We start from the raw sequence: 26,312 nt of genomic DNA, 5'->3' as shown, positions 1-26,312 counted from the left end.
GGCGCTGGCGTCCCGGTTTGCCGAGGCCGCCGCCTGCCTCGCCCCGGCGCCGGGGCCGTCGCTGCAGCTCGCGACCGCGGCGTTCATGCGGGAAGGGCACTACATGCGCCATCTCCGTCGCACCAAGCGCGTCTACTCCGCCCAGCGGGACGCGCTGCTGAAATGCCTGGAGCCGCGCGCCGATGGCGTCACCATCGCCGGGCTGGCCGCGCTGCTGTGGCTTCCGGATGGCGCGCCGGATCTCGTCATCGCCAAGGAAGCACAGGCTTTCGGTTTGGCGCCCGTCCCGTTGTCGCTCTGGTATGCCTCGCCGGCCTCCGCACGATCGGGACTTGTGCTGGGCATCGCGACGGCGCCGCAGCGGCAGCTCGATAGAGCATGCAGCCGGCTCCGTCAGGTCATCGGCCGCTTCACCTGACAAGCCGGCCGCGCCCGCGCGGGCGGCAGGGCCGTCGCCTCGTGGTGCAGTCCGAAACGTGGGTCTTGGTCCTGTTTCGGCAGGGGGGCGCTGCGCATCTTTCCGCCACGATCACTAGCGGAAGCAGCTGCCGCGATCACACATCGGCAGCCCCGCCAATGGAGGACGAAGTGGCGATATCGAACCCGATTGCCGGCGTCGGGATCCCCGACAGCAGAATGGCGTGCGAGGTGACGCAGCTGGTTCGCGACACCGAGAGCGACCTGCTGTTCCACCATTCCACCCGGGTCTATTTCTGGGGCGCCCTGGCCGGGAAGCGGAAGGGCCTGGTGTTCGATCCGGAGCTGCTCTACGTCGCGGCCATGTTCCACGATATAGGCCTGACCGCGCGATATCGGGACAGCCAGCTTCGGTTCGAAGTGGACGGCGCGAACGCCGCCCGCGAGTTCCTGCGCGGCCACGGCATCCCCGAAACGGATGTCGAAAGGGTCTGGGCCGCCGTCGCCCTCCACACCACGCCCGGCATCCCGGAGCACATGCATCCGGAGATCGCCCTGGTGCAGGCGGGCGCGGCCATGGATGTGGTCGGCCGCGGATATCACGACCTGACGGCCGAGCAGCGTGAGGCGGTGATTGCCGCCTATCCCCGCGGCAGCGATTTCAAGCACGAGATGATCGAGGCGTTCTATCAGGGCATGAAGCATCGGCCCGACAGCACGTTCGGCACCTTCAACGACGACATTCTCGCGTTCAAGGATCCGAACTTCCGGCGCGGAGATCTGTGCAGCATCATCCTGGGCTCGCACCGACGCCATTGACCGGTTGTTCCATCGCCCGCCCGACAGCGCGCGCGGTGGATTTGGCGGCCGGCGAGCCAGATGCGACCGTGTCCGCTCTGTCGAGCCGGTTGCCTTGGCCGCTCCGCTCGCCGATGCTGTGACTCAGAACTGCAGTACCGTGACGGAGGTGGGGTCGAGCGTCAGAATGAGGCGATTGCCCACCGGGACGACAGGCGGCTTGGTCTGATATATTGGAAAGAGATCATTGGGGCCGGCGCCGGACAGCGTAGCAACGGCCGGTGGCTTGGGCCCGTACTGGTTGAGCGTCAGCTCCGTGGGCGTTTCAGCCGTGCTCTTGTTGATGAGCCAGACGTTGAGGCGCCCGCTCTCCGGATCGTGGCTGGCGAACACGCGCACCGTGGCGGTACTGGTGGTCGCCACCATCCGCTCGAGAGAAAACCGCGAGAGCAGACTGATGGCTATCCCCTGCGGCGCCAGCGTGTTGTCTGGCTTAAGTGCGTCAGATTCACTGCCGACATAGTTCGGCCATGTGTTGCCGGAGGCGTTCTGCTGGACCCAGCGCGTGTTCCAGAACTGGGTGAAGGCGACCCGCGCATCCTGCTGGAATTGTGCGAGCATATCGAGCGTCATCAGGGCGTGGCCGAGATCCCCTTGGGTCCAATTGCCATTGACGCCGAAGGTGAGGCCACCGGTTTCCGTGACTGCGATCTTGATGCGGTCGCGGTGCTCGGGAAAGCCCTGCAACGCGTTCCATGCCGCGTCGACCGCGCCGATCGGGTTGAGGTTGGCCCTGGCGTAGTCCGGATAGCCGGCGAAGGTGTAGGCGGTATAGGCGTGCACTGACAGGAAGCCGATCTCGGCCCCGGCGCCGGCGAGCAGGGTATTCCAGTCGGCCTTGCTCCTGGCGAAGACGCCGCATAGGATCGAGGGGTCGGCCTGTTTCATGGCCCCGCAGAATGCCACCACATCGGCGGCCTGCTGCTGGCGGCCAGGGTCGCCGCCCATATAGCCGGGGATGGAGGTTTCATTCCCGATTTCCCAGTAGCGAATGCCGTAGCCCCTGACGATGTTGGCGTAGTGCACCCACGCTTTCGCGGTGTCGAGCGCTTGCTGCCGGGTCAGCGACGTGCCGCCCGGGAATGCCGGCTTGTAGATGCCGTCATAGGCGACCACCATCACCGGCGTGCATCGCGCTGCTTTGCACTCGGCCATGAACGTGTCGAAATCATAGGGCGGATGTGCCCAAGTGCCGGAAGTGCTTGCGCTTGGGCGCCAATACGCTGGGTCATTCGACGGCCAGTCTTGCGAGCTGATGCGTGCGAGGCGGGGATTTGGCGCTTTGAACGGCGGCGTCGACCACAGATAGCCGTCGCTTTTCTCGCCGCCGGGGTACCGCCAATAGGTCGCACCCAATTCGGCCAGCGCGGCTGGCAGAGTGCGCGCGCCGGCGATGCGATTGGCCTGATGATCCCACCAGTAATCGGTGTTGATGCCAAGCCGCGCGCCGTTCGCCGTGCCGGTGTTCAGAACCGACGCCACATTGACGGCCACATATTCAACAGCCGCAACCGGCGCGCTGACGAGAATCGCCCCGGTACAGATCAGAAGCTGCAGAAGACGAGAGAAGGGGGGAACGCGACGCGGCCACATGTCGGACCTCTTCAAGATGTCGCGGCGTATCAGCGACCAAGGTGATCTCTGCTGCCAACCGGCACGCCGCTTCCGGCACTGATTGGCGCAATATCTGTTTGACGTAAGATCCTGAGGGCTTGGCCTGGTGCCAATTCACAGGCGAGCAATCCTGAGAAAGATTATGTCGACCTTTAAGGTTTGCCAGGTGTGGAGCCCAGGACAGCGTGGCAGCAGCGGAAAAGGCGGTCTCACGGGCGAAGTGGCCAAAGGCCTGAGCCCACCCGCATTCATTTAATGGAGCTGGCGGCCAAGAGGGTTCGCTTCCGCCTGGCCTTCTCCGCCGAAGGCACGGAAGAGATCCGCGCCATGTGTGAGCGGCTGCTCGCCAACCTGAGGCTCGCCGTCGCTGTGTTCATGACCGGCGATCCCCATGCGGCTGCCAAGCTGATTCCCGAGAAGAAAGTGTTCCGCGAACTCGAGCGCCACGCCACCGAGACCCATTTTATCCGGCTGCGCAAGGGGTCCCGAGAAGGGTATAGGTTCTATCGTCGCGAAACCGCTGACGATTGGCTCCGAGGAGTACCGAGGTCAGGCTATGGTACGGGAAACGGCAGATATGGCGTCATAGCGCGATCTCAAAGGTGTCGTACTCATTTTCATCCACCATGGCTCGCCAAGCCTTTTCAATGGCTTAGGCTTATAATTGGCGCGACGCTGCCCACCGGTACGGCAAAAATACGGCATAGATACCTGAAAACGCCACCGGATGGCGGCACATGTCGGCTGTCTGATAGTTGTGCTGCGGGGTGATTTCGAGGTGGGGTAGGGGGGCATAGGTCGCGGCGAGCCGAGTTGCGGAAGCTGCGAGCGCGTAGGTCGGCGACCTCTTCATCGATTCCGGCAGAAGCATCGCCCGTAGGAGCGACCGCACGAGACCTGGAGGGCCTGCGCATTGCACCCTGGGCGCCGGGGCGGTATTGAGCGCTGACGAGGGAAGCACGCGATAGGAACGCCGTGAGCGACATTCAGGAAGTCGTCGCCTTGAACCTCCGGCGCCTCCGCCGTGAGCGACGGATGACGCAGACCGCCCTGGCGTTCCGAGCCGAAGTGGACCGCAGCTATCTCTGCCAACTGGAAAGCGGGCAGTACAACGCGACGGTCCAGATGCTCGGTAAGCTGGCTAAGGCGTTGAACGTTCCGCCTGGCGCGCTCCTGGAGCCGCCGCAAGATCCGCATCGCCCCCGCGCATCCAAGCGTTGAACCGCTGACAGCGGCGCTTGTACATCTCCGCTGAGACGACGGCGGGATCCATCGTCCAGCCGGCCAGCCTGCAGGCCCGCGCTAGGCTTCCGAAGCGCTTTCTGACGGTGGCTGATGAAGGGGTTTGAGGGTCGTCGTCGATCAACTGCTGGGACAAACAGCCGTGCGCCTGCAGGATTGCTCGCAGCCGGTCGAGAATGGCCTCGGACGGCATGCTCCGGCTCGGCCCGACCCCGTCCGGGCGTGGGTACGTCGGCCAGGGCGACCTTCCCTTCCGAACCGTCACGGCGGCTTGGATCTCGCTCAATGACGACGGGAGCCCGGCAAGCTCATAGGCGCGCCGCAGCGAGCCGAATTGCTTGGCGAAGCTCCCAACGCTCGGCAGGCCAGGGTCCTCATTGATCAGCCTCGTGCAGACCCTACCGTGAGCGCGGTATAGGCGGCGAAGCCCCTCGATTAACTCGTCATCCGTCCACGGATCCGCGCCCCTCCGGTTGACCGCGGAGGCAGAGGCGGAGTACCGCGCCTGGCGCGCCGCCCGGGGCTGAGCCATTGCGGGGCTGGGCGAGGCGGCCGACAGGCCGTCACGGCCTCGGCGCAGGGCAATGTGCTGGTCGAGTTGCCGGAGCCTCGGCCGAAGATATTGAGGCCGTCCGGATGTCCGGGTCGTGGCCTCGTGGTCAGCGCCGAGCAAACCTTCTGCTGCCCCTTATCCCGACGTCCGGTCCGCAAGATTGCCGTATCATCCCACGAAAGTCGGGACCGACCGCGGGGGCCGTCCGACGTCCGCTTCCGGGGAGGCTGTGTAATGTCCGCTTGTGGCGCGGTCCCGCCTGGCCGCGCCAGCGGGGAAGGGCGGAAAGCAGCCTTGGCTCCGGCGCTCGAAGCACGTGCATAGCGAACCGCGGCCCGGCTCGCGTTCAGGTGCAGTCATCGAGAACTGATTTGCGATGGTTCTCTGCCGAGCTCCCTCGACGAGCCTGCCGCCTCTGATTCTTTGAACCGCTCTCCCCAATCGCGCATGCTCATCAGCACGGGCGCAAGCGATTGACCGAGCTCGGTCAACTCGTATTCCACCTTCGGAGGAACTTCGGGGAACACGGTCCTCTTGACGATCCCGTCCGCCTCGAGCTGGCGCAACTGCAGGGTGATCATTCGCGGCGTGGCCGAGGGCGTGACGCGACACAGGGCATTGAAGCGTAGTTTGCCCTGCAGCAGATGAAAGACCAAAACGGGCTTCCAGAGTCCACCGATGATCGAAAGCGTCGCTTCGACCGCGCAACCGGTCCGGCCGGCCTTCCGTCCTCTCGCCCGACGGGAAGCACTATCATCCATGACACTACATGCTCTGTTTGTGCGTACTCCCTGCATCAACAACTGGCCCCTATCTTTCGGTCCGAAAGGGAGGTTCCCGTGAGCGATCATGAATGCTCGTGGCAGGGATTGGGCGTTACCTAGCCCCACTTTTCTCCCAAATGCGAAGCGGATCAGGAGAAGACAATGATCTCGCCCTTCACCATCGCAATTCGTGACGAACGGCTCGCCGCCATCAGATCAAGGGTGGAAGCGTACGATTGGAGCCAACTCCCGGATGCAGGAGGTTGGAAATCGGGCGTAGGTATCAACGACCTGAAGCGGCTCGTGGCCTACTGGCGTGACGCCTACGATTGGCGCACAGCCGAACGGCGCCTCAATCGGTTGCCCCACTTCACAACCGACATCGAAGGCGAGCGCATCCATTTCCTCCATGTGCGGGGGAACGGGTCAAAGCCGCCCATCCTTCTTCTCCATGGTTGGCCGGGATCGTTCCTCGAATTCGAGCAGCTTCTGGAGCCCCTCGCGACGGACGGACACGACGTTGTCGTTCCGTCGCTCCCGGGCTTCGCCTTTTCCAAGCCGATCACCGGCATCATCGGCCCCCGTCGCACCGCAGACCTCATGCACGGGCTTATGGTCAGGTTGTTCGGACAGTCCCGCTATATCGTTCAGGGTGGGGACTGGGGCGCCCACATCGCGAGCTGGATGGCCTACACGCAGCCCAATGCATTACTCGGATTTCACATCAACATGGTCTACGTCGTCGCCGAAGACGTCACTCCGACGACTGAAGAGGAAAGGGATCTGATCTCTCGCCGTAACGAAATCCTCGATTGGGAGACCGGCTACAATCACGAGCAGGAAACTCGACCACAGACGCTGGGAGTAGCGATGGCCGACAGTCCCGTCGGCGCCGCCGGGTGGATACTTGAAAAATTCGGGCAATGGGCAGATCTGCCGAAGCGTGCCGACGGCAGCCCGGACGTCTGGAGCAAATTTTCGGAAGAAGAATTGCTCACCAACATCATGCTTTACCTCGCCCCGTCGTCGGTCGTTACGGCGACTTGGATATATCACGGCAAGCGCCTGGAGCGATCGGATCGGTTTCCTTCCGGCTCGCGCATACGAGTACCCGCCGGCATCGCGGCGTTCCCCGACCCCGTGTTCCTGCCGACGCCGCGTTCGCTCGTCGAGAAGACCTACAACGTCGTTCACTGGAGCGACATGCCTGCAGGCGGCCACTTCGCGGCCCTGGAGCAACCGGAACTCATGCTGGCCGACCTTCGCGCCTTTATTGCCACCGTATCTCGGGAGCGGCCCTGAAGCCGGGCCTTCCAGCTTCCGCAGGCCTCTGCATTCGGAAAATCGGGAATGAACGAATGACGAAGTTAGAACTCCTGGAGAGATATCGGGCGTACATCGATTGCCTGAACCGGCGGGATTGGGGGCGCCTGGGGGACCACGTCGCCGACGAGGCCCGATACAACGGCAAGACGGTCGGCCTAGGTGGCTATCGGAAGATGCTCGAAGGCGACGTCGCGGCAATCCCCGATCTGGATTTCAACATCGACTTTCTCATTGCCGATCCTCCCGTCATCGGGGCCAGGCTGCTCTTCGATTGCACGCCCAAAGGCGAATTGTTCGGCCTAGCCATCAACGGCAGGCGCGTGTCCTTTACCGAGAACGTCTTCTATCGGTTCGCCAACGGAAAGATCGAGGACGTCTGGTCCGTGATCGACCAGGCTGTAGTCCGAGCGCAGCTCGGGCTCGGAGTGTAGGAGTGTCGAGCCTGAGGACAGCCCGCACCGAGACTTTGGAGGTCGCCTTCCTCCATGAAGGTGCGGAAGCGGGGTGGCCGGTGGTCCTGACACACGGTTTCCCCTACGACGTTCATGCCTTCGACGAGGTCGTTTCGCATTTGGCACGGGCGGGAGCTCGGGTGATCGTGCCTTACCTGCGCGGCTTCGGGCCCACACGCTTCTTGTCCTCGAATACGATGCGCAGCGGGCAACAGGCTGCACTCGGCCAAGACCTCATCGACCTACTCGATGCCCTAGGCATCGAGCGCGCCATCCTGGCCGGCTACGATTGGGGCGGCGTTGCGTCCTGCGTCGCCTCCGCCCTCTGGCCGGAGCGCGTGACCGGCCTCGTCTCTTATGCCGGCTACGACATCGTCGACGTCGAACGGCTTGGACACGCCTTTGCCCCGGCGATGGAACGGGAGATCTGGTATCAGAGCCTCTTCCAGCTCGAGCGTGGACGCGAGTGCCTGACACTTCACCGTCGCGAGTTGTGCCGCGCGCTTTGGGAGCGATGGTCGCCGGGCTGGACGTTCGAGGAATCCACGTTCGAGAGAACAGCCACCTCCTTCGACAACCCGGATTTCGTCGACGTGGTGGTCCACGCGTACCGCTTCTGTTTCGGGACGGCGGCCGGCGACCCGGCTCTGGCCTCGTTCGAGGCACGCCTAGCCAAGAAGCCCACGATCGGCGTTCCCACGCTGACGTTGGACGGTCTGCGGGATCCCCTGAAACCCGGCGGCACAGCGCACCACGCCTCGATGTTCTCCGCTCGCCATGAGCATCGCGCCGTCGACTGCGGCCACAATCTGCCGTGGGAAGCGCCCCATGACTTTGCCGATGCTATCCTGACCGTGCGCGGGTGGATAGGCTGACGCATGATGTCTGCCCGACGGCTCTACCGGCGGCTTGTTCGACTGTACCGGCTTCCGACGTGAGACTGCCCCAGCTCGGGAACCCGGCGCATCGCAACGGACCCATAGGACGATCCCGGTCGGAGCAAGCAGCTTCGATCGACCACCTCGCGAGTTGACTGGCTCCAACCAGCCGTTCCTCTTTCGGCCACGCTCGGCCGTGAGGCGCGGGTCAGGCTGCCCCCAGCGGACGTTCCGAACGTCGGCAATGGGTCGCGCCCGGTCATGTCCGCTTCGTCGAACCGGCTGCGACGGCCGCTTTCGGGCATTCTCGTCGGGTCGGCCGGGCCGAGAAGCACCCGGATCGCCCTGTCCCGAGCAACGTCTGGTATCGGGTCGCCGCTGCGACGGCCGGAAATGGCGCACCTAGGCCCGGCTGCTAAAATATGGGCCTCCACGTTAAAACGGTTGGCTCCGAGCCCCAACGCAGCTGGCGAGCAATAGGAAGAACATGCTCAGGAGGCAACGGCCAGCTTGGCCGAGCATGAACGTTGACGGAGCTTTGCTAGTCTCAACCGAGGTTAAGGAGATCCACGTAGTCGCCGTACTCGTGTATTCCCACGAGTTCGCCAGATGGCTGGCCTTCCACAAATCTAATGATGGTGTCGGGTCGAATATTATATTTTCGAAATAGATTATCGTATTTTTCGATATCTACGTAGAACATTTTCGCTGTTTCCTGAAACTGACTTCCAAGAAGGTTTAGTATTTGAAGAATATCTCGGCTGGGCTGCACCTCGGTTGCGCCAAATTCTACCAGGCACCTCACCGAGCACAAGAGGACCTCGGACTCAAAGGTCTGATCGTCTACTGCAGTGACGTTCGGATAACCATTCATGTGAATCTCCGGATTCCAGAACCGCTTGAATGCGGCGACTCAGAAGCTACCCGATGCCGATCGCGACTTCGAGGATCACATTCCTGCTAAAGTTTGCGAATAGACCTCGCCCCCCTCCCGAGTGGGAGCAGGCTGCCTTCGGCACGTGCCGGCTCGGCAAGAGCGCGCCTTTCCCTGCCGCTACGACCAGGCAGAACGGCGAAGGACGAAGCCGCTGCTGCGGCATGGGCGGGAAGCTGACCTGAGGAGACGTTGTGCGTCACCCCGTCTGCAGGCAGCAAAAGCACTTCCCCGGAAGAGTGTGCTGGCCAGATTTCGGAATGGATCAACAACTCCGGGCGGAGTCGAGCTATGTCCAGTTCTGGGGCGCCACCTCTATGAGCGGATTTGGCGCACCCCGGCCCAGCCGCACGGATAGGGACGGGAGGCTGATTGCGCCGATGAAGCAATTCACCCGAAACGTCACGCTGATCTTCGACGTCGAGCGGTTGGGCGCCTGACTGCGGGTAGAGGGGCCGGACGGCCCCTCCCGACCCCTTCAACCCCGCTTCGTCAGGCCGTTCGCGGCGCTCAGCACCGCCTTGACCGAAGCGGTCGCGACATCCGCGTCGATGCCGACGCCGAACACCGCCCGTCCCCGAGCATCGCGGCATTCGAGATAGGCGGCCGCTTGGGCCTCGGCTCCGGGCTTCAGCGCATGTTCGTGATAGTCGACGATCTCGATTGCAATTCCGCAGTCCTCCCGCAGGGCATCCAGCACGGCAGAGATCAGCCCATTGCCGCTGCCGCTGATCGATCGCTCTCGCCCGTCAATCGCGATCCGGCCGACAAACCGGCGGCTCCGCCCGGGCCTGTGCGACCCATCGTCGGTGTAGTCGAGCAGGGTAAAGCGCTGAGGGCCCGAGAGGCAGTAGGTCTCCTCGAAAGCGGACCAGAGATCCGCTGCGGTCAGCTCCCGTCCGGTGCGATCGGCGGTGGCCTGCACCACGCGGCTGAAATCGACCTGCAGCGGCCGCGGCAGCCGCAGGCCCTTGTCCTGCTCCAGCATCCAGGCGACGCCCCCCTTGCCGGACTGACTGTTGACCCGGATCACCGCCTCGTAGCTGCAGCCGAGATCCGCCGGGTCGATCGGCAGGTAGGGCACCTCCCAGATCCCGTCGTTGCGCGCGGCCTGGGCGGCGAAGCCCTTGCGGATCGCGTCCTGGTGCGACCCCGAGAAGGCCGTGAAGACGAGCTCGCCGGCATAGGGATGGCGCGGATGGACGGGCAGGCGGTTCGAATGTTCGACCATCCGCACCACCTCGCGCATGTCGGAGAAGTCGAGCCCTGGATCGATGCCCTGGGTGTACAGGTTCAGCGCCAGGGTGACGAGGTCGACATTGCCGGTGCGCTCGCCATTGCCGAACAGGCAGCCCTCGATCCGCTCGGCGCCGGCCATCACCGCCAGCTCCGCCGCCGCCACGGCGGTGCCCCGATCATTGTGCGGATGCACGCTGACGGTGACCGAATCCCGGCGCGACAGGTGGCGGCAGAACCACTCGATCTGGTCGGCATAGACGTTCGGCGTCGCCACCTCCACCGTCGCCGGCAGGTTCAGGATCAGCGGCCGCTCCGGCGACGGGTCCCAGGCGGCCAGCACCGCCTCGCAAATTTCCAGCGCGAATTCGGGCTCGGTGAAGCAGAACGTCTCCGGCGAGTATTCGAAGCCCCAGGCCGTTCCCGGCCGGCGGTCGGCCTCGTCCCGGATGCTCCGCACGGCGGCGAGCGCCAGCGCCACGATCTCCGGCCGGTCCATCCCGAACACCACGCGCCGGAACACGGGCGCTGTGGCGCTGTAGAGGTGGATGATGGCTCGATCGGCGCCCTCCAGCGCTTCGAAGGTGCGGCGGATCAGGTCGGCCCGGGCTTGGGTCAGGACCTGGACCGTCACGTCGTCCGGGACCGCATCCTCCTCGATCAACTCGCGGACGAAGTCGAATTCCGTCTGCGAGGCGGAGGGGAAGGCGACCTCGATCTCCTTGAAGCCCAGCCGCAGCAGCATCTCGTAGAAGCGGCGCTTGCTCTTCCCGTCCATCGGGTCGACCAGCGCCTGGTTGCCGTCGCGCAGGTCGGTCGAGCACCAGCGCGGCGCCGCGATGATGCGGCGTGAGGGCCAGGTCCGGTCGGCCAGGTCCGGGCCGATGAAGGGGCGATATTTGGTGTCCGGTCGGGTCAGCATATGCCCAATGTCCCTGCATGTCTTTGAGAGGAATGAAGACGGCGGAGTCACGGCCGCCGGGCGCCGTCAGTCCCGACGACCGCAGCGAAGTCGAAGCCCGGGCAGGGCAGGGATGGGCAAGGGAGATCTCATCTCGGTCATGAGGGGCCGCACGGGAGGTCGCAGCCTAGGCTGTCTCAGCGCCGTGGGCGCGCGCGGCCCGGACAACCGTCGGCGCGATCCGGACAGGGCCGTCAGTGGCCGCCGCCCGCCGCCACGGCCCGGCCCTGGCGGAGAAAGACCGCGACGGCGCCGCAGGCCACGAGGGTGATGGCCGCGACCAGGAAGGCATCGCCATAGGCCATGAACAGGGCCTGGCGATGGATCTCGCCGTCGATCAGTCCGATCGCCTGCATGCGTGCGGGAAGGGCGCCTGCGCCCAGCAGGGCGTCGGTGCGGTCCACCTGCGCCCCCGATACGGCGCGCACGCCGTCGATGATCCACTCCTGGGTTTCCGGCAGGTACAGGCTGACGTTCTCGCCAAGGCGCATGGCGTGAAGCTTCTCACGCTCGACGACGATCTGGCTGATGATCGCGATGCCGATTGCGCCGCCGAGATTCCGGACCATGCTGAACAGGCCGGAGGCCGAGCCGAGCTGATGCCGCTCGAGCCCCGCCACGGACATCACCGAGAGGGCGACGACGACGAGGGACTGGCCGATGCCACGGACGACGAGCGACGGCACGATCACGTTGCTGGCGCTGTTCGCGTCCAGGCCCGTGCTCATGAAGCATCCCGCCGCCACGAAGGCGAAACCCAGGACGACGGTCGGGCGCGCCCCCAGCCGCCGCATCAGCATCGGGGTCAGGAACGACATCACCAGCTGGACCGCCCCATAAGGGATCATGACGAGGCCGGTCTCCCGCGCATTGTAGCCGTGCAGCTGAGAGAAATAGTTCGGCACCAGGAACACGACACCGAAGATCGCGGCGCCGAAGGTGAACTGCACCAGGCTCGCCAGGCCGAAATTGGCGCGGGCCAGCAGGCGCAGATCGATGAACGGGCGGCTTCGGCACAGCTCGATGGCGACGAAGGCGATGAGGCCCGCGCCGGCGACGGCGCTGGCGTAGACGATGAAGCCGGAGGCGAACCAGTCTTTCCGCCCGCCTTCCTCCAGCACGATCTGGAGGGCGCTGAGCCCGACGGCCATGGCGATGATGCCGCCCCAGTCGCCGCGGCGCAGCTCGTCGGTCCGCATCGGCTTCGGGTCGATCGACCACGCGATCGCCCCGAGCAAGAGCAGGCCCGGCGGGATCTGGAGATAGAAGATCCAGCGCCAGGAATAGGCATCGGTCAGCCAGCCGCCGATGGTTGGCCCGGCGGCCTGGGCCACGTTGTTGGCGATCGCGAACAGCGCCATGCCGACCGGGTGCTTCGACGGTGGCAGCTCGGTCACGATCAGCTGGAACGACAGCGGGATCAGGACGCCGCCGGCGGCCCCCTGCAAGGCCCGGGCGGCGATCATCGTGCCGATGGTCGGGGCCAGCGAGCAGCAGACGGAGAACGCCAGGAACCCCACGGTCCCGGCGATCAGGACGCGGCGGATCGAAAATACTTCGGCCAGCCAGGCGGTCAGCGGGATGATCACGATCTCCGCCACCAGATAGGCGGTGGTGATCCAGGATCCTTCATCGAAGCTGGCGCCCAGGGAGCCTTCGATGTCCGGCAGCGACGCGTTGGTGACATGGACGTTCATGCCGGCCATGAAGCAGCCGAAGACGCCCCCGATCACGGCGATCCAGGACCGGAGGGGGACCGGCCGCTCGGCCCGGGCCTTATTGCGCATCGGAGCGCTCCGGACGGTCGCCGGCCCTGGTATCGACCGTCGCCACCACCGACATGCCCGCCCGCAGCCCGAAGCCGCGTTCCGCTGGCCGATCGATCAGGATCTTCACCGGGATGCGCTGGACGATCTTGGTGAAGTTGCCGGTGGCGTTGTCCGGCGGCAGCAGCGCGAACTGGGCGCCGGACGCCGGCGAGAAGCTGCCGACATGCCCGTGCAGCACGGCGCCGCCGAAGGCATCGACGCTGATGTCCGCCGGCTGACCCGGCGCCATCGCGCGCAGCTGGGTTTCCTTGAAATTGGCGACGACATAGGCCGAATTCAGCGGGACGACCGCGAGCAGCGGCAGCCCGGGCTCGACATACTGGCCGGCGCGGACGGTCCTCTGGCCCACCATGCCGCCGGTCGGGGCACGGATGACGGTGCTGTCCAGCGCGTTCTGCGCCAGGGCCAGCGCCGCCCTGGCCTGCCCGGCTTGTGCCCGGCTGCGCTCCAGTGCGGCCTCGGCCTGGCGGCGCTGGGCCGTCAGGACCGGAATCCGGCCGGCCTCCGCTGCCAGGGCCGCCCGTGCCCTGGCCAGGGCAGCATCGGCCTTGCGGCTGTCGGCCTCCGCCGTCTCCAGCCTCTGGCGGCTTGCCGCCTGCCGGTCGGCCAAAGCCAGGAAGCGGTCAAAATCCCGCCGGGCCCGCTGCGCCTCGGCATCGGCGCCGTCGGCCGCCGCCTGGGCTTCGGCCACTGCGCTGCGCTGCTGCTGCAGCTGGGCGTCGATGGTCGCGATCGCGGCGAGATCGGCCGCGACATCGGCCTCCGCGGCGTCGACTGCGGCCTGCGCCTTGTCGCGTTCGGCCAGGTGGTCACGGTCGTCGATGCGCAACAGCACCTCTCCGGCCTGCACCGGCTCGTTGTCGCCGACCATGACCGCGGCGACGTAGCCCGAGACGCGGGGGCTGATGGTCACGACATCGGCCCGCACATAGGCGTCGTCGGTCTCTTCCAGGAAGCGGCCGACGGTCCACCAGCGCCAGCCCGCCACGCAGCCGCCCGCTGACGCCGCGACGGCAGCCGCGGCGAGGAGCAGGGCCTTGCCCCGCCGAGTTCTGCCCCGGCCGGGTGCGGTCGAGGCCGCCGGATCGTCTTGCGCTTCCGTCGGCGCGCGTCTGGTGATGATGCTCATGCTGGACCTGCGAATTCGGGACGCTTCCGGCCGAAGCGGTGCGAGCGATAATCAGATGCATCCGGTGAGGGGCTGCCCTGTCCCGCCAAGCGTTGCGGCCGGCCTGAAGCGACGTTACTCAGCGGCAGGCCGTCCTGCGCGCGCCGGAATGACAGCCATCGTCGAGGAATGGACAGGATGCTGACCCATGAGGATTGCCAGGTCACGCCACGTCCGTTGGCGGCCTTCCCCAGTGATCACGAGGCCGGCATCGTCCTGCCCGCGCACAGCCATCGCCGGGCCCAGCTGATCCACGCCATCTCCGGCGTCATGACCGTGCATGCGGCGCCCGGCAGTTGGGTGGTGCCGACGGGGCGGGCCGTGTGGATGCCGGGCGGGATCGAGCACGAGATCCGCACCGCGAGCCCGATCCGGATGCGGACGGTCTTCGTCGAGCCCGACGCCCGGCCGGACCTGCCTCGCGACTGCCGTGTGCTCCAGGTCTCGCCGCTGCTGCGCGAGCTGGTGATCGCCGCTATGGACCTGCCGCTGGCCTATGAGCTCGGTGGCCGCGACCAGCGGATCATGGAGCTGATCCTGGACGAACTGCGGCTTGCGACGGTCCTCGACCTCCACGTGCCGATCCCCCGGCATCCGAGGCTGGCGGCGCTCTGCGGCCGTTTCGTCGCCGACCCGTCCAGGCCGGCGGAGATGGAGGGGTGGGCGCGCAGCCTGGCCATGAGCAGCCGCACCATGGCCCGTCTCTTCCGGCGTGAGACCGGGATGAGCTTCGGCGACTGGTGCCGCCGCGCCCGCGTCCTCCTCAGCCTGCCGCGCCTGGCCGAAGGCCGCTCGATTCTGGAGGTCGCGCTCGAGCACGGCTACGACAGCCCCAGCGCCTTCGCCGCCATGTTCCGGCGCGAGTTGGGGGTGCCGCCCAGTGCTTACTCGCCGCGCGGTGAGCGGGGGCCGGGTTGAGATTGCGGGCAGACGTCAGGCCGCCGTCTTCAGCTGTGATCCACAGCGCTTCCATGTGCCGCGTAGTTGGTCGGGCAGCTTCGACCATCGTCGAGGAAGCGAGTGAAGGCCGGCCAGCGCTTGAACAAGTAGTTCATCGCTTTGCGACCTCGACGTGGTGGGAGAGTCGCGCATCCAGGCCTCAAGCTCGGCCACACTGGGCGATGCTAGTGCGACGAGGAGGTCCGCTTGGTCGAGTCGCGTGCGGTCATGACCGATTCGGAGAGTCCGTTGCGACGGCCGGTTTGAGCGCGGTCCGCGCGTGGAGCTGATCGAGACAGGCCAGATCCTGTGGAATCGGCAATATCCGGAATCGAGGTGCCGACGGAAGGGCCGCTTGTGGCGCTCCCGGGCCGCGCCCGGTCGACAGAGCCGGTCGGAACGCGGGCATGTACACCCTTGGGATGGGCAGGGTGCCCGATAACGTCGAACGTCGCCGGTCGCGCCAAGTCGACGGTCACCGACGACAACGAATAGCCTCTAGTGTGGTCGCGCGCGCCAGCACCCACGCAACTTGCCGTGATCGGCTCCTCGTGGCCGGCTCTGATTGGCTACCCGAGCCGCGCGGTCACGGACACGACAATCCGCCGCGGGCGACCGGCGCACGGGCGTGATCGAGGATCAGGCTGCCTCTGCCATCCACTGCACCGCATCCGCTCCCGCCGGAATCCTGAGCGGCGCATTCGCATCCGTAGCCGCCCGCCAGACCGCCTCCGCCACATCGCTGGCATGCGTGACCGGGCCGCTATCCTCGCGGAAACTGGCGATCATCCCTTCGATCAGCGGCTTGTAGTCTGGATCGTTGAGCCCGCGGAGGTGCGGCATCGCATTGTCGCCGAACCGGGTTTCCGGCGAACGGCCGGGGAGCACGATATGCACACGCACGCCGAACGGCTCCATCTCGACCGCCAGGCTTTCGGTGAGCGCATTCACCGCCGCCTTGCTCGCGCGATAGACGCTGACGAGCGGCAGGGGTTTCAGCGTCACCGTGGAAGTGACGTTGACGATCACGCCCGCCCGGCGCTTGCGGAACTTGGGCAGAACCGCCTGCAGCGTGGCCAGCGTGCCCAACGTGTTCGTCTCGAATAGTTGGCGCGCCGTCTCTGTCTCAATCAGCTCGACCGGCACCGCCGCCCCGAACCCGGCATTGTTGACCAGCACGTCGATCTCGCCGGCCTGTTCCATTGCGCTGGCGACGCTCGTCGGCTCCGTGACGTCGAGCGGCAGGACGACGAGATTGTCGGACGCCGGCAGGATATCGGCCTTGGGCTTGCGCATGGTGGCAATCACCTTCCAGCCACGCTCGAGGAACAATTTCGCGATTTCGAGGCCGAAGCCCGAGGAACAACCGGTGATGAGGACGCTGGGCATGACATTGCTCCGAATTTGAAGGTGATCCAGAGGTGGCGCCCGTGCGTCATACTTTCTATGGGTGAACGTCTCGAATCAATTTGCGATAGTCCAGATATGCCCGTCGATCCGCTTGCGGAGATCGTGACCCTGCTCCAGCCATCGGCCAGCTTTTCGAAGCTAGTCGAATATGCCGGGCGCTGGCGCATCCGCCGCGATGTCGAGGGCAAGCCCGTCTATTTCGCGGTTCTGGAAGGCGAGTGCCGCGTGGTCGGCGCGAGGCAGCCGCCGATCATCGTACGCGCCGGTGATTTCGTGCTGTCACCGTCGACCAATGATCAGGTCATCGAGAGCATCGACGCGCCACCTCATGGGATAGACATGCTGCCGGTCGAGCTTGGCGAAGGGCGCTTCCGGATCGGCCTGCCGGACGCGCCGATCAACCTCAGGATGCAGGTCGGGTTGTGCAGCTTCGCGTCGCCCGATGCCGCTCTCCTCGTATCTTTACTCCCGACGATGGTGGTGGCGCGCGGTGAGCCGCGGCTTGCGACGCTTATGCAGCTGGTCGGCGACGAGACCCGCCGATCGCGGCCCGGGCGTGAACTGGTGCTCGAACGCCTGTTGGAGGTGCTGCTGATCGAGGCGCTGCGCTGCGGTGCCGACGCGGGGTCGGTACCGAACCTGGCGCGCGGGCTCTCCGACGATCGCCTAGTTGCGGCCTTGCGGGCGATGCACGCGAAGCCGGCTCATGGCTGGACGGTCGCTGCCCTCGCTGCCGAAGCGGCGATGTCGCGCTCTGCCTTTTTCGCCCGATTCAGCCGCATCGTCGGACTGCCGCCGATGGAATATCTGCTCGCCTGGCGCATGGCCCTCGCCAAACGCCTGCTGCGCACGCACGAATTCGCGATTTCGCAGGTCGCGGTCCGGGTCGGTTATGGGTCAGCGAGCACGTTTAGCACTGCCTTTGCCCGGCACGTGGGCATACCGCCGGCGCGCTATGCGCGGAATGGGGCGGCCAACTGATCAAGGTCGGCCAGCCGCCAGCGCCGCGGCCGGGAGATTGCTTCTGGCCTCGTGGTGGGTGCGATCGGAGTCCATCGGGAGGCAGGATTGAGGACGTGGACTCGCCTGCTGAGCTTCCTGCCCAACCGGGTGTCGCGAGCCCGAGGCGCTTGTATGCTTCACCATTCAGCGGGTGATCATCGCAAGGCGTCGGCGCCGACACTTTGGTGGGATCGGCGGCGGCGATGCTCTCGTCGGTGGGGCCGGCAACGGCACCCTCGACGGTTACCGAGGCAACGGCCGGTTCGTCGAGCCGGACGGCCGGTTTGAGGCGCAAGCGCAGAGAGCCAGCCCGCTTGCTCGGCAGACCGGTCGGAAAGGCAGAGCCGCAGCGCAGCCTTGGCGGCATGAACCGGGGCAGACAACCCTTACCAGAGGCGTCGCATCGCGCATTGAAGCGCCTCGGTGACTGGAACGAACCAGGATAAAGGCAATCCTGCCATGCTGCCTGCTCGCCTCAGCTATCGGCGACGTCAACCCTTTCGAGATCGGCGATCAGCCCCGGCCCGACCGGATTCCAGCCCAGCATTTTCCGCGTCTTTTCGCTTGAGGCAACAAGGTCGTGGCTGGCGAACATCGCCAACCAACCGAAATGCGCCGGTGCTTCTTCCGCGGATATGGATTTCACCGGCACCTTCAGGCTGCGACCGATGGCGTGGGCAATATCCAGCATCGGCACGCCTTCTTCGTCCACCGCATGATATTTCGCGCCCGCTTCGTTTTTTTCCAGCGCAAGCCTGTAAAGGCGCGCGACATCGGAGATGTGCGCCGCCGCCCAGCGATTGCGCCCTTCCCCAACGTAGGCGGACACGCCCTTCTCCCGCGCCATAGCGACGGCGTAAGTCAAAAGCCCCTGCCGCACCGTGTTGTGAACTTGAGGAAGCCGCACCACCGAGGCTCGCACGTCCTTTAACGATAGAGCCGTCTGCTCCGAAACGCGAGGGCTCGGGAAATCTGGCGACACATCATCCTCCTCCGTCGCGAGCTGGCCCGGGCCTGCTAATCCCGCCGTTCCCGACGTAACCATGAGGAGCCTATCCGAGCCGGCGAGAACCGAACCCAAAGCTTCGATGGCGCGTCGGTCGATCTCGCAAGACTGAGCAAAATTGGACCAGTCATGAACGAAGCCCAAGTGAATGACAGCCTCGGCCGCTGCTGCGCCCGTCCGCAGGCTTTCGAGGTCTTCGAGGGAACCGCGATGAACATCCGCTCCAATGCCTGCCAGGGATTTTTCCCCTTCCTCGGAACGCGCCATGCCGAGAACCTTGTGCCCGGCACCTATCAGCTCCTTGACGGTGGGAATGCCGACAAATCCGGTGGCGCCGGTAACGAAAACACGCATGAACTGATCTCCAGGTTTCCTTGAAGACCAAGCTTGGCGCAAAAGCTATTATGGTAAAGTAGTGACTTTATCATAGTAAGATCATTAACAGTGTGAACGTGCATCAGGTGAACGAAAACCTCCTCGGGGCTTATCTGCGGGCATGAAGCTCGATCCCGCAGCGCTCGGCTTTCCCGCGGAGCGCCGGCGCACGCCCGGCCTCCGCCGGGAGGAAGTGGCGCAGCGCGCCAACATCAGCCCCACCTGGTACACATGGCTCGAACAGGGTCGCGGTGGTGCCCCTTCGGCCGATGTGCTCGGCCGAATCTCGCGTGCCCTGATGCTGACGGATGTCGAGCGCGAACACCTCTTCCTGCTCGGCCTGGGACGCCCGCCCGAGGTCCGCTACCGCGAGAATGGTGGGGTCACGCCCCGCCTACAGCGCGTCCTCGACGCTTTGGACCCCAGTCCTGCCCTGATTCGAACGGCGATCTGGAACGTGCTCGCCTGGAACCGGGCAGCCACCGTCATGTTGGGCGACTACGGCGCGCTGCCGCCGCACGAGCGCAATGTTCTGCGCATCGTCTTCCTCGATCCGCGTGCCCGCGCGGTGCAGTATGACTGGGAGAGCGTGGCGCGCCACATTGTGGGTGCCTTCCGTGTGGAGGCCGTGCGCGCCGGGGCCGCAACGGAGATAGAACCCCTCGTTGATGAGCTCTGCCGGCTCAGTCCCGAGTTCAGGACGATGTGGCGTGACAACGATGTTCGCGACATTCATGGTGAAGCCATCAAACGCATCCGCCATCCGGTGCTCGGCCCGCTCGCGTTCGAATATTCGACTTTTTCGGTCGACGGCCGGACGGATCTGAGCATGTGTGTTTACAATCCGGCGACCCCAGCGGACGCGGAGAAGATCGCATCGCAGATCGGATGAGGGGCATGGTTAAAGCGTAAGCGGACAGTGAGACTCGTCTGGGGCTCGGCCTAATGTAAGGGGCGCCATGACCAGACAGGGCAGCGCGCTTTTGCGGGGGTTTAGGTCAGGCGGCGGCGGGCTTCGGTGCGTGGGCCCAGGGCAAGAGCTCGTCGAGGCGGCTTTGGAGATGGCCGTTGGTGAGCTTGGTGATGACGTCCTCGATGCCATGCCTGGCGGCGCGGAGCCGCCCTACGGGCGGTCATCGCGCGCGTAGCCGCTAGCCGCCCGAGCTTGGTTCGGCCCCGTCCGGGGCCAGCACCGGAGTTCGGGTCTCATCGGCGAAGAGCTTCCCGGAGGCTTTCAGCTTCTCAAGCAGCCGCGCGTGCAGCGGCTTCAGCAGCTCCGCCGCGGTTCCAGTCCGGTACGCCAGGGTCGAGCGGTCGAGCACGACGCCGCGGCGGGCGTACATCTGAGCTTTGCGATAGAGCGGGGTGTGGTCCGCATACTTGGCGACCACCACCACGTGGGCGATGGCGGCCTCCGTCGGCAACCCGCCCTCATCAGGTGTGTCGGCGCCGGGGCCTGCACCACTACTTCCTCGCAGGCGCGGCAGCCGTATTTGGGTCGGCGGATAACCAAGGCGCGGAAGGTCACCCAGTGCACCAGCGAGCCGTCGGCCAGATCATGGCTCACGAGCGACACGGGGAGGCGGCCGGCACCGACGCCGCCCCGCACGGCATCCCGGACCATGACAGGGCGAGGACTGGCTCGATCGCGATCATGGCCCGGCCGGCAGGGGTCTTCACGGTCCAGGCCCGACGATCGGGTGCCGAGCGGACGGTCCTGTCCCCGGTTCGACCAGCCAGGAGGGATGTCCGGTAGCACTGGTCCAGCCCAGGTGGGCCGATCTCCTCGGGATCCCTCGGGGTCGGTCAGACTCTCAGCTATGACCTACGACAGGGCCGCAGCTGTCCCCCAGGACGAATGTGGGCTGGAACATCACTTTGCGCGGCGGCAGCTCCACGCCGTGGTTTATTCTGTCGACCAGCATCCGCAGTGCTTCATTGGTCATGTCGTCGACCGGATGTTCGGTCCGCGTCAGCCGCGGCCGAAGTCCGCCGATACCGGGGATCGTGTCGGTCGACGCAACGGAGATGTCCTCGGGGCAGCGGAGGCCGAGATCGACGATCGCCCGCATCGCACCCAAGGCCATGACGCCGTTGGCCACATAGAGCGCGGTGGGACGATCGGGCTGCTGCAGCAGGTCACGCGTCACCGAATAGGCCACGTTCTCGCGGAAATCGCCGCTGCGGACATGATCGTCCCGCGGAGATACGCCCCGCTCCTGCATCGCAGCAAGCATTCCGTCGAGGCGGCCGCGACCGGAGCTCAGGTGCAGGGGGCCCGTGATGGTGCCGATCCGGCGATGCCCGAGGTCGAGAAGATAGGTCGTCACCTGCCGCGCCGCCGAGACATTGTCGAGCGTCACCGTATCCGAGCGGTTGTCCTCAACGGTGCGGCCGAAGAGAACCGACGGCATGGAATTCCCATCGAAATCCCGTCTCGAATACTGTGACTGGCTGCCGACCGGCACCAGCACCACCCCGTCGCAGGACAGCGCCTTGATGCGCGACAGGGCCCGCCGCTCGGCTTCTGGCTTCTCATCGCTGTTGAACACCACCAGCGAATAGCCCCAGGCGGTCGCCGCGGCCTCCGCAGCACAGACGATGCGGGCGAAGAAGGGGTTCGCCAGGTCGGCGACGACGAGCGCGATCAGCTGGCTTGTGCCGCGCTTGAGGTTCCGGGCAACCGCGGACGGCGCGTATTGCAGCTCGTTGATGGCGGCGAGCACCCGGGCCCGCAGCGCCGGGCTGACATAGGCCGAGTCATTCACCACGGCGGAGACGGTCGCGGTCGAGACGCCGGCTGCGCGTGCAACATCTCTGATGGTTGCCAACTGGATGCTCAGCTAATCGTTTCGCCAACTGTCGCCGATCGCAGTAGGCCTGTCCAGGCAGCATTGCAACGAATTTTACGCTTGTCAGAACCTGCGAGATTGTCGAGTTTAGCGAAACGGTTAGATATTGTTCGCTGACGCAGGCGCACGCTCGCCCACAGGAGGAGCTCGCGCCCGGAGGGAGGAGGGAACGACATGAAGACCCCGCTGCTCGGCATGCTTGCCGTGGCCATGGCCCTGCCGGCCGGCATGGCCGCGGCCCAGGACAAGACGCTCATCGGCATCGTCTCGATCGCCGCGACCGAGGCCAACAACGTCCGCTACATCTCCGGCGCGACCGCCGCGGCCAAGGAGCTCGGTTGGGAGGTGTCGGTGATCGATGCCGCCGGCAGCGCCGATCAGGCCAACGCCGCGATCCAGAATTTCGTGCAGCGCGGCGCCGGCGCCGTGATCGACATGGTGTTCCCCTATTCGTCGATCGGCGCCGGGCTGGCCGCGGCGAAGGATGCGGGCGTGCCGGTCGTGACCTGGGGCGGGGGGCTGGGCGGCAGCGTGGCCGCCACCAACGGCTCCGGCGCGCCGCTGGCCCAGCCGGTGATCGACAAGCTGGTGGCGGATCTGGGCGGCAAGGGCAGCGTCCTGGCCCTGACCTACCGCACCGGCGAGGTCTGCCGGAACCGCGAGGCGCTGTTCGACGAGATCATCGCCAAGCACCCGGACATCAAGGTCACCAAGAACGAGGTGCGGATCCCGGGCTATTTCCAGGACGGCGCGGAATACGCCAATGCCTGGCTGGCCTCCCACCCCGCAGGGGACGAGAACCTGGCGATCTGGGGCTGCTGGGACGATCCGGCGATCGGCGCCATCGGCTCGCTGCGGCAGCAGGGCCGCGACGACGTCAAGGTCTACGGCGTCAACGGCAACGCCCAAGCCATCGAGAACATCCGCAACGGCCACATGGACGCGACCGCCTGGGAGGACAGCTATACCGAAGGCCATCAGATGGTGAAGCTGCTGGTCGATATCAAAGCCGGCACCGGCAGCTGGACGCCGAAAGCCGTCGAAGTGCCGGCCGTCCTGGTCACCAAGGAGACGGTCGAGCAGTTCGTGAAGGATCACCCCGAGGCGCTCGGCAAATGAGTCTGGGGCAGCGCATGGCCGCTCCCGAGGATCCGCCGGCGTCGACCGGGGCTGCCCCTTTCCTGGCGGCCATCGACGTGGCCAAGTCGTATGGCGGCGTCCAGGCGCTGAAGGGCGTCTCGCTGTCGCTCGAGGCCGGGCGGGTGCACGGGCTGGTCGGTGCCAATGGCGCCGGCAAGTCGACGCTGATCCGGGTGCTGGCCGGCCTGACCCGCCCGGATGCCGGCGAGGTCCGGATCGACGGCGCGCCCGTCGCCATCGTCTCGCCGCAGGACGCCACCGCGCTGGGGCTGGGATTCATCCACCAGGAGCTCGCCTTCGTTCCCGGCATGACGGTGCTGGAGAACATCATGCTCGGGGTGCCGAAGAAGCGGCGCCTGGGCATGGTCGACTGGGCGGCGATCGAACGCGACGTCGCGCCGATCGCCAAGCGGGTGGGCATCACCGCCTCGCTCCGTGCCGGCACGAAGGGCCTGTCGACGGCCGAGAACTGGCTGATCAGCATCTGCCGGGCCCTGGTCCGCAAGGCGCGGCTGATCGTGATGGACGAGCCGACGGCATCGCTGTCGGCCAGCGAGGCCGAGCGGCTGTTCGCGATCATCGCCGACCTCACCGCCTCGGGCGTCGCCATCCTCTATGTCTCGCACCGGCTGGACGAGATCCTGCGGCTGTGCCATCGCGTCACCGTGTTCCGCGACGGCCGATCAGTGGCCGAGATCGGGCAGGACGCGCTGAGCCGGGCCGTGCTGGTGGAGGCCATCGTCGGCGGCGAGACCAGGCCGGCCGAGCCAGCCCGCGGCCGGGCCGTGGGCCGCGAAGTCGTCTTGCATGTCTCCGGCCTAGCCCGGCACCCGAAGGTCCGGGATGTGAGCTTCGACCTGCACCGGGGCGAAGTGCTGGGTATCGGCGGGCTGGTCGGCTCCGGCCGCACCGAGCTGGCGCGGCTGATCTACGGCGCGGACCGGCCCGAGGCCGGCGCCATGGTCCTGGACGGCATGCCTTTCGCGCCGCGCAGCCCCGGCCAGGCGGTCGCCGCGGGGCTGGGGCTGGTGCCGGAGGAGCGTCGGGCCGAGGGCCTGGTCCTGACCAAGAGCGTGGCCTTCAACCTGCAGATCGCCAATCTGAGCCGGATCATCCGCGCTCCGGCACTGCCGCTGATCAGCCATCGGCGACGCGAGGCGTCGTCGCTGCAGATCGTCCGCGACCTCGCCGTCAAGACCCGCAGCATCGAGACTCCGGTGGGGCGGCTGAGCGGCGGCAACCAGCAGAAGGTCGTGATCGGCCGCTGGCTGCTGCGCGGTCCCAAGGTCCTGATCCTCGACGAGCCGACGCGCGGCGTCGACATCGGCTCGCGCGGCGAGATCCATCGCCTGCTGCGCGGCCTGGCCGCGGGAGGCATGTCGATCCTGGTGATCTCGTCGGAGCCGGATGAGCTGCCCGACCTCTGCGACTGCGTGCTGGTGATGGCCGAGGGCCGCATCGTGCGGGAGCTGGCCGGACCGTCGATCACACGCAATTCCATCATCGAGGCCAGCTATGCCGCGGGCGGTGCCGCGGCCGCCGCCGGGAGAATCGGATGACGCACACTGCCGTCGCGAGCCGCCGCTTGTCGCCGCAGTCCAGGCTGGCCCTCGGCCTGTTCGCGCGCTATGCGACCATCATCGGCCTGGTGGCCATGGTGCTGGCCTTCTCGGTCCTTTCCCCGCGCGCCTTTCCCACCGTCAACAACTTCACCAACGTGCTGAACCAGGCGTCGCTGGCGATGATCATCGCCGGCGGACTGACCCTGGCCGTGGTGGTGGGGGAACTGGACCTCTCGATCGGCTTCGCCGCCAGCCTGCACGGCGTGCTGGTCACGGGTCTGATCGTCGGCAGCGGCCTGCCGATCCCGGTCGCCATCCTGATCGTGCTGGCGCTCGGGGCGCTGATCGGGCTGATCAACGGGCTGATCGTGACCAAGATCAAGGTCAATTCGGTGATCGCCACCCTCGGCGTCGGCACCATTCTGACCGGCCTGTCCTTCGCCTATTCCGCCGGCGTCCCGATCGTCTCAGGCGTGCCGGAGGCCTTCCTGGAGCTTTCGCTCGGGCGATGGCTGTTCGGCATCCCCAACAACATCGTGGTGATGGCGCTGGTCCTGGGGGCGCTGTGGATCCTGGTCGAGCGCACCGCGCTGGGGCAGGAGATCCAGGCGGTCGGCGGCAATCCGGCGGCGGCCCGGTTGGCCGGCATCAATGTCGACCGCATCAAGATCCTCGGCTTCGTCGTCTCCGGCGTCTGCGCGGCGCTGACCGGCATTCTTCTCGCCTCCCGCCTCGGCAGCGGCACCACCAGCGCGGCCGACAGCTATCTGCTGACCGCCTTTGCCGCGGTGTTTCTCGGCTCCGCCACGCTGCGCGACGGCGAGTTCCACGTGCTGGGCACCATGATCGGCGCCCTGATCATCGCCTTCGGCTTCAACGGGCTGAACATCTTCGGCGCGCCGACCTACTCCCAATACGTCCTGCAGGGCGCCATTCTCATCGTCGCGGTCGGGCTGTCCAGCCTCGGCCGGACCATCGCGGAAAGTTGAGGTTCCGGCATGTCCTCTGCATCGGCCCCGCTCTGGGACGTCCATATCGTCGAGTTCGCCCGCTCCAAGGACCAGCCGGTGGCCAGCCTGGTCCACGGCGCCCATGACGAGGGCGTTGTCGACCTGCCGTTCTCCTTCGTGCTGGCGCGGCAGCCCGGCCGGACCGTCCTGGTCGACACCGGCTTCATGAAGGAGGGCAGCGGCGAGGAAATGAGCGTGCGCTTCGGCATCCCGCACTGGATCTCGCCGCTGCGCATGCTGGCCGAGCTGGGTGTGACGCCCGAAGCCGTCACCGACATCGTGCTGAGCCACGCTCATTTCGACCATATGGGATCGATCGGAAAGTTCCCGAACGCGCAGATCTATGTGCAGAAGCGGGAGATCCTGAGCTGGGTCGAGGCCATGGCCCTGCCGCCGCGCTTCGGCTTCTTGACCCAGATCATCAACCCCGACGATCTGCGGCGTGCCTTCGACGCATCGGTCGAGCACCGGCTGCACCTGGTGGACGGCGACCGTGACGACATTCTGCCCGGGCTGCATCTGCGCCTGGGTGAGGGCCACACGCTGGGCCAGCAATTCGTGATCCTCGAGACGTCCCGCGGGCGTCTCGTCGTCTCAGGCGATTGCGTCTATGCGGCAAGCAATATCCGCGGCCACAACCATGACGGCGTCTATGTGCCCCTGGCGAACGGCGTCGGCAGCGTCTGGGAGCAGCTGAAGACCATCGACCGCATCAACGACGCCATCGATGGTGACATGAGCCGCCTGGCACTTCGTCTTCATTGAGCGATAGCGCTTCTGCCAG

At 66.1% G+C, this 26,312-nt stretch carries 22 protein-coding genes and 3 pseudogenes; 14 read left to right on the top strand and 11 right to left on the bottom strand.

All coding sequences use genetic code 11. The features are described from left to right. Together ABDW35_RS07575 and ABDW35_RS07570 are read left to right on the top strand one after the other, a co-directional pair. A pseudogene (locus ABDW35_RS07575) lies at window positions 1-418 on the top strand (PLP-dependent aminotransferase family protein); the annotation flags it as partial. A gap of 158 nt (window positions 419-576) precedes the next feature. After that, entirely contained in the window at window positions 577-1,236 is a 660-nt protein-coding gene (locus ABDW35_RS07570) for an HD domain-containing protein (RefSeq protein WP_343713243.1), read from the top strand. A gap of 123 nt (window positions 1,237-1,359) precedes the next feature. Here the strand turns inward: ABDW35_RS07570 and ABDW35_RS07565 are convergent, their stop codons facing one another. Further along, window positions 1,360-2,868: a hypothetical protein gene (locus tag ABDW35_RS07565; protein WP_343713242.1), complete on the bottom strand. Its 1,509-nt coding sequence runs from the start codon at window positions 2,866-2,868 to the stop codon at window positions 1,360-1,362. Between the two features lie 276 nt (window positions 2,869-3,144). Between ABDW35_RS07565 and ABDW35_RS07560 the strand changes: the two genes are divergently transcribed. Further along, a complete protein-coding gene (locus tag ABDW35_RS07560; RefSeq protein ID WP_343713241.1) occupies window positions 3,145-3,660 on the top strand; it encodes a hypothetical protein in 516 nt (171 codons plus the stop codon). 204 nt (window positions 3,661-3,864) lie between these two features. Next, on the top strand, window positions 3,865-4,110 hold the full coding sequence (locus tag ABDW35_RS07555; protein ID WP_343713240.1) for a helix-turn-helix transcriptional regulator: 246 nt from the start codon (window positions 3,865-3,867) through the stop codon (window positions 4,108-4,110). Window positions 4,111-5,040: 930 nt separating this feature from the next. Here ABDW35_RS07555 and ABDW35_RS07550 read toward each other — a convergent pair. Further along, on the bottom strand, window positions 5,041-5,445 hold the full coding sequence (locus ABDW35_RS07550; RefSeq protein ID WP_343713239.1) for a helix-turn-helix domain-containing protein: 405 nt from the start codon (window positions 5,443-5,445) through the stop codon (window positions 5,041-5,043). A 165-nt stretch (window positions 5,446-5,610) separates the two neighbouring features. On the opposite strand from ABDW35_RS07550, the gene ABDW35_RS07545 reads away from it, so the two are divergent. The 3 genes from ABDW35_RS07545 to ABDW35_RS07535 are packed head-to-tail and all read left to right on the top strand — an operon-like array spanning window position 5,611 to window position 8,101. Next, window positions 5,611-6,750: an epoxide hydrolase family protein gene (locus ABDW35_RS07545; RefSeq protein WP_343713238.1), complete on the top strand. Its 1,140-nt coding sequence runs from the start codon at window positions 5,611-5,613 to the stop codon at window positions 6,748-6,750. Between the two features lie 56 nt (window positions 6,751-6,806). Then, complete coding sequence (locus ABDW35_RS07540) at window positions 6,807-7,205, top strand: ester cyclase (protein ID WP_343713237.1); 399 nt, start codon at window positions 6,807-6,809, stop codon at window positions 7,203-7,205. Window positions 7,206-7,207: 2 nt separating this feature from the next. After that, window positions 7,208-8,101, top strand: a complete 894-nt coding sequence (locus ABDW35_RS07535) for an alpha/beta hydrolase (protein ID WP_343713236.1) — start codon at window positions 7,208-7,210, stop codon at window positions 8,099-8,101. Between the two features lie 550 nt (window positions 8,102-8,651). On the opposite strand, the gene ABDW35_RS07530 is transcribed toward ABDW35_RS07535, so the two are convergent. The 4 genes from ABDW35_RS07530 to ABDW35_RS07515 all read right to left on the bottom strand — a co-directional run bounded on the left by ABDW35_RS07530 (window position 8,652) and on the right by ABDW35_RS07515 (window position 14,052). Beyond that, window positions 8,652-8,978, bottom strand: a complete 327-nt coding sequence (locus ABDW35_RS07530) for a thioredoxin family protein (protein ID WP_343713235.1) — start codon at window positions 8,976-8,978, stop codon at window positions 8,652-8,654. A gap of 538 nt (window positions 8,979-9,516) precedes the next feature. Next, window positions 9,517-11,196 carry a 2-isopropylmalate synthase gene (gene leuA / locus ABDW35_RS07525; protein WP_343713234.1) on the bottom strand — a complete coding sequence of 560 codons (1,680 nt, stop codon included), beginning with the start codon at window positions 11,194-11,196 and terminating at the stop codon, window positions 9,517-9,519. A gap of 233 nt (window positions 11,197-11,429) precedes the next feature. Beyond that, window positions 11,430-13,022 (bottom strand): MDR family MFS transporter, encoded by a 1,593-nt coding sequence (locus ABDW35_RS07520; RefSeq protein ID WP_343713233.1) that lies wholly within the window; start codon window positions 13,020-13,022, stop codon window positions 11,430-11,432. Further along, complete coding sequence (locus ABDW35_RS07515) at window positions 13,012-14,052, bottom strand: HlyD family secretion protein (protein WP_343713232.1); 1,041 nt, start codon at window positions 14,050-14,052, stop codon at window positions 13,012-13,014. Before ABDW35_RS07515 ends, ABDW35_RS07520 begins: the two co-directional genes overlap by 11 nt. Window positions 14,053-14,370: 318 nt before the next feature. Here ABDW35_RS07515 and ABDW35_RS07510 point away from each other — a divergent pair, with 318 nt between their 5' ends. Next, the gene (locus ABDW35_RS07510) at window positions 14,371-15,150 is read left to right on the top strand and encodes a helix-turn-helix transcriptional regulator (RefSeq protein WP_343713231.1); all 780 of its coding nucleotides are present in this window, start codon (window positions 14,371-14,373) and stop codon (window positions 15,148-15,150) included. A gap of 56 nt (window positions 15,151-15,206) precedes the next feature. Here the strand turns inward: ABDW35_RS07510 and ABDW35_RS07505 are convergent. After that, window positions 15,207-15,293, bottom strand: a pseudogene (locus ABDW35_RS07505) (hypothetical protein); the annotation flags it as partial. A 517-nt stretch (window positions 15,294-15,810) separates the two neighbouring features. Continuing rightward, window positions 15,811-16,560, bottom strand: a complete 750-nt coding sequence (locus ABDW35_RS07500; protein WP_343713230.1) for an SDR family oxidoreductase — start codon at window positions 16,558-16,560, stop codon at window positions 15,811-15,813. 96 nt (window positions 16,561-16,656) lie between these two features. Here ABDW35_RS07500 and ABDW35_RS07495 point away from each other — a divergent pair, with 96 nt between their 5' ends. Further along, window positions 16,657-17,562: an AraC family transcriptional regulator gene (locus ABDW35_RS07495; protein WP_343713229.1), complete on the top strand. Its 906-nt coding sequence runs from the start codon at window positions 16,657-16,659 to the stop codon at window positions 17,560-17,562. A 496-nt stretch (window positions 17,563-18,058) separates the two neighbouring features. Here the strand turns inward: ABDW35_RS07495 and ABDW35_RS07490 are convergent, their stop codons facing one another. After that, a complete protein-coding gene (locus ABDW35_RS07490) occupies window positions 18,059-18,943 on the bottom strand; it encodes an SDR family oxidoreductase (protein WP_343713228.1) in 885 nt (294 codons plus the stop codon). Window positions 18,944-19,085: 142 nt separating this feature from the next. Between ABDW35_RS07490 and ABDW35_RS07485 the strand changes: the two genes are divergently transcribed. Further along, on the top strand, window positions 19,086-19,856 hold the full coding sequence (locus tag ABDW35_RS07485; protein ID WP_343713227.1) for a helix-turn-helix transcriptional regulator: 771 nt from the start codon (window positions 19,086-19,088) through the stop codon (window positions 19,854-19,856). Between the two features lie 234 nt (window positions 19,857-20,090). On the opposite strand, the pseudogene ABDW35_RS07480 reads toward ABDW35_RS07485, so the two are convergent. Both ABDW35_RS07480 and ABDW35_RS07475 read right to left on the bottom strand, forming a co-directional pair. Next, window positions 20,091-20,486: pseudogene (locus tag ABDW35_RS07480) on the bottom strand (transposase); the annotation flags it as partial. Between the two features lie 292 nt (window positions 20,487-20,778). Further along, window positions 20,779-21,795 (bottom strand): LacI family DNA-binding transcriptional regulator, encoded by a 1,017-nt coding sequence (locus ABDW35_RS07475; RefSeq protein ID WP_343713226.1) that lies wholly within the window; start codon window positions 21,793-21,795, stop codon window positions 20,779-20,781. A 195-nt stretch (window positions 21,796-21,990) separates the two neighbouring features. Between ABDW35_RS07475 and ABDW35_RS07470 the strand changes: the two genes are divergently transcribed. Genes ABDW35_RS07470 through ABDW35_RS07455 form a run of 4 tightly spaced genes read left to right on the top strand, consistent with a single transcriptional unit; the run spans window position 21,991 to window position 26,293 of the window. Continuing rightward, a complete protein-coding gene (locus ABDW35_RS07470) occupies window positions 21,991-22,935 on the top strand; it encodes a sugar ABC transporter substrate-binding protein (RefSeq protein ID WP_343713225.1) in 945 nt (314 codons plus the stop codon). Between the two features lie 14 nt (window positions 22,936-22,949). Next, complete coding sequence (locus ABDW35_RS07465) at window positions 22,950-24,515, top strand: sugar ABC transporter ATP-binding protein (RefSeq protein WP_343713224.1); 1,566 nt, start codon at window positions 22,950-22,952, stop codon at window positions 24,513-24,515. Then, complete coding sequence (locus ABDW35_RS07460; RefSeq protein ID WP_343713223.1) at window positions 24,512-25,507, top strand: ABC transporter permease; 996 nt, start codon at window positions 24,512-24,514, stop codon at window positions 25,505-25,507. The genes ABDW35_RS07465 and ABDW35_RS07460 overlap by 4 nt, the downstream gene beginning before the upstream one ends. Before the next feature lie 9 nt (window positions 25,508-25,516). Further along, window positions 25,517-26,293, top strand: coding sequence for an N-acyl homoserine lactonase family protein (locus tag ABDW35_RS07455; protein WP_343713222.1), 777 nt, complete (start codon window positions 25,517-25,519; stop codon window positions 26,291-26,293). The last annotated feature ends 19 nt before the right edge of the window (window positions 26,294-26,312 follow it).

Source organism: Inquilinus sp., from assembly GCF_039594555.1.
Taxonomy (GTDB): Bacteria; Pseudomonadota; Alphaproteobacteria; order DSM-16000; family Inquilinaceae; genus Inquilinus.
Note: the sequence above shows the minus strand (reverse complement) of the source record. Positions and strands in the feature narration are given on the sequence as shown.

Coding starts and splice junctions, on each gene's coding strand:
- ABDW35_RS07465 (WP_343713224.1), top strand. CDS start 22,950: ATGGCCGCTCCCGAGGATCCGCCGGCGTCGACCGGGGCTGCCCCTTTC.
- ABDW35_RS07540 (WP_343713237.1), top strand. CDS start 6,807: ATGACGAAGTTAGAACTCCTGGAGAGATATCGGGCGTACATCGATTGC.
- ABDW35_RS07460 (WP_343713223.1), top strand. CDS start 24,512: ATGACGCACACTGCCGTCGCGAGCCGCCGCTTGTCGCCGCAGTCCAGG.
- ABDW35_RS07565 (WP_343713242.1), bottom strand. CDS start 2,868: ATGTGGCCGCGTCGCGTTCCCCCCTTCTCTCGTCTTCTGCAGCTTCTG.
- ABDW35_RS07560 (WP_343713241.1), top strand. CDS start 3,145: ATGGAGCTGGCGGCCAAGAGGGTTCGCTTCCGCCTGGCCTTCTCCGCC.
- ABDW35_RS07470 (WP_343713225.1), top strand. CDS start 21,991: ATGAAGACCCCGCTGCTCGGCATGCTTGCCGTGGCCATGGCCCTGCCG.
- ABDW35_RS07495 (WP_343713229.1), top strand. CDS start 16,657: ATGCCCGTCGATCCGCTTGCGGAGATCGTGACCCTGCTCCAGCCATCG.
- ABDW35_RS07510 (WP_343713231.1), top strand. CDS start 14,371: ATGCTGACCCATGAGGATTGCCAGGTCACGCCACGTCCGTTGGCGGCC.
- ABDW35_RS07455 (WP_343713222.1), top strand. CDS start 25,517: ATGTCCTCTGCATCGGCCCCGCTCTGGGACGTCCATATCGTCGAGTTC.
- ABDW35_RS07490 (WP_343713228.1), bottom strand. CDS start 18,943: ATGCGTGTTTTCGTTACCGGCGCCACCGGATTTGTCGGCATTCCCACC.
- ABDW35_RS07530 (WP_343713235.1), bottom strand. CDS start 8,978: ATGAATGGTTATCCGAACGTCACTGCAGTAGACGATCAGACCTTTGAG.
- ABDW35_RS07500 (WP_343713230.1), bottom strand. CDS start 16,560: ATGCCCAGCGTCCTCATCACCGGTTGTTCCTCGGGCTTCGGCCTCGAA.
- ABDW35_RS07520 (WP_343713233.1), bottom strand. CDS start 13,022: ATGCGCAATAAGGCCCGGGCCGAGCGGCCGGTCCCCCTCCGGTCCTGG.
- ABDW35_RS07545 (WP_343713238.1), top strand. CDS start 5,611: ATGATCTCGCCCTTCACCATCGCAATTCGTGACGAACGGCTCGCCGCC.
- ABDW35_RS07485 (WP_343713227.1), top strand. CDS start 19,086: ATGAAGCTCGATCCCGCAGCGCTCGGCTTTCCCGCGGAGCGCCGGCGC.
- ABDW35_RS07550 (WP_343713239.1), bottom strand. CDS start 5,445: ATGGATGATAGTGCTTCCCGTCGGGCGAGAGGACGGAAGGCCGGCCGG.
- ABDW35_RS07570 (WP_343713243.1), top strand. CDS start 577: ATGGAGGACGAAGTGGCGATATCGAACCCGATTGCCGGCGTCGGGATC.
- leuA (WP_343713234.1), bottom strand. CDS start 11,196: ATGCTGACCCGACCGGACACCAAATATCGCCCCTTCATCGGCCCGGAC.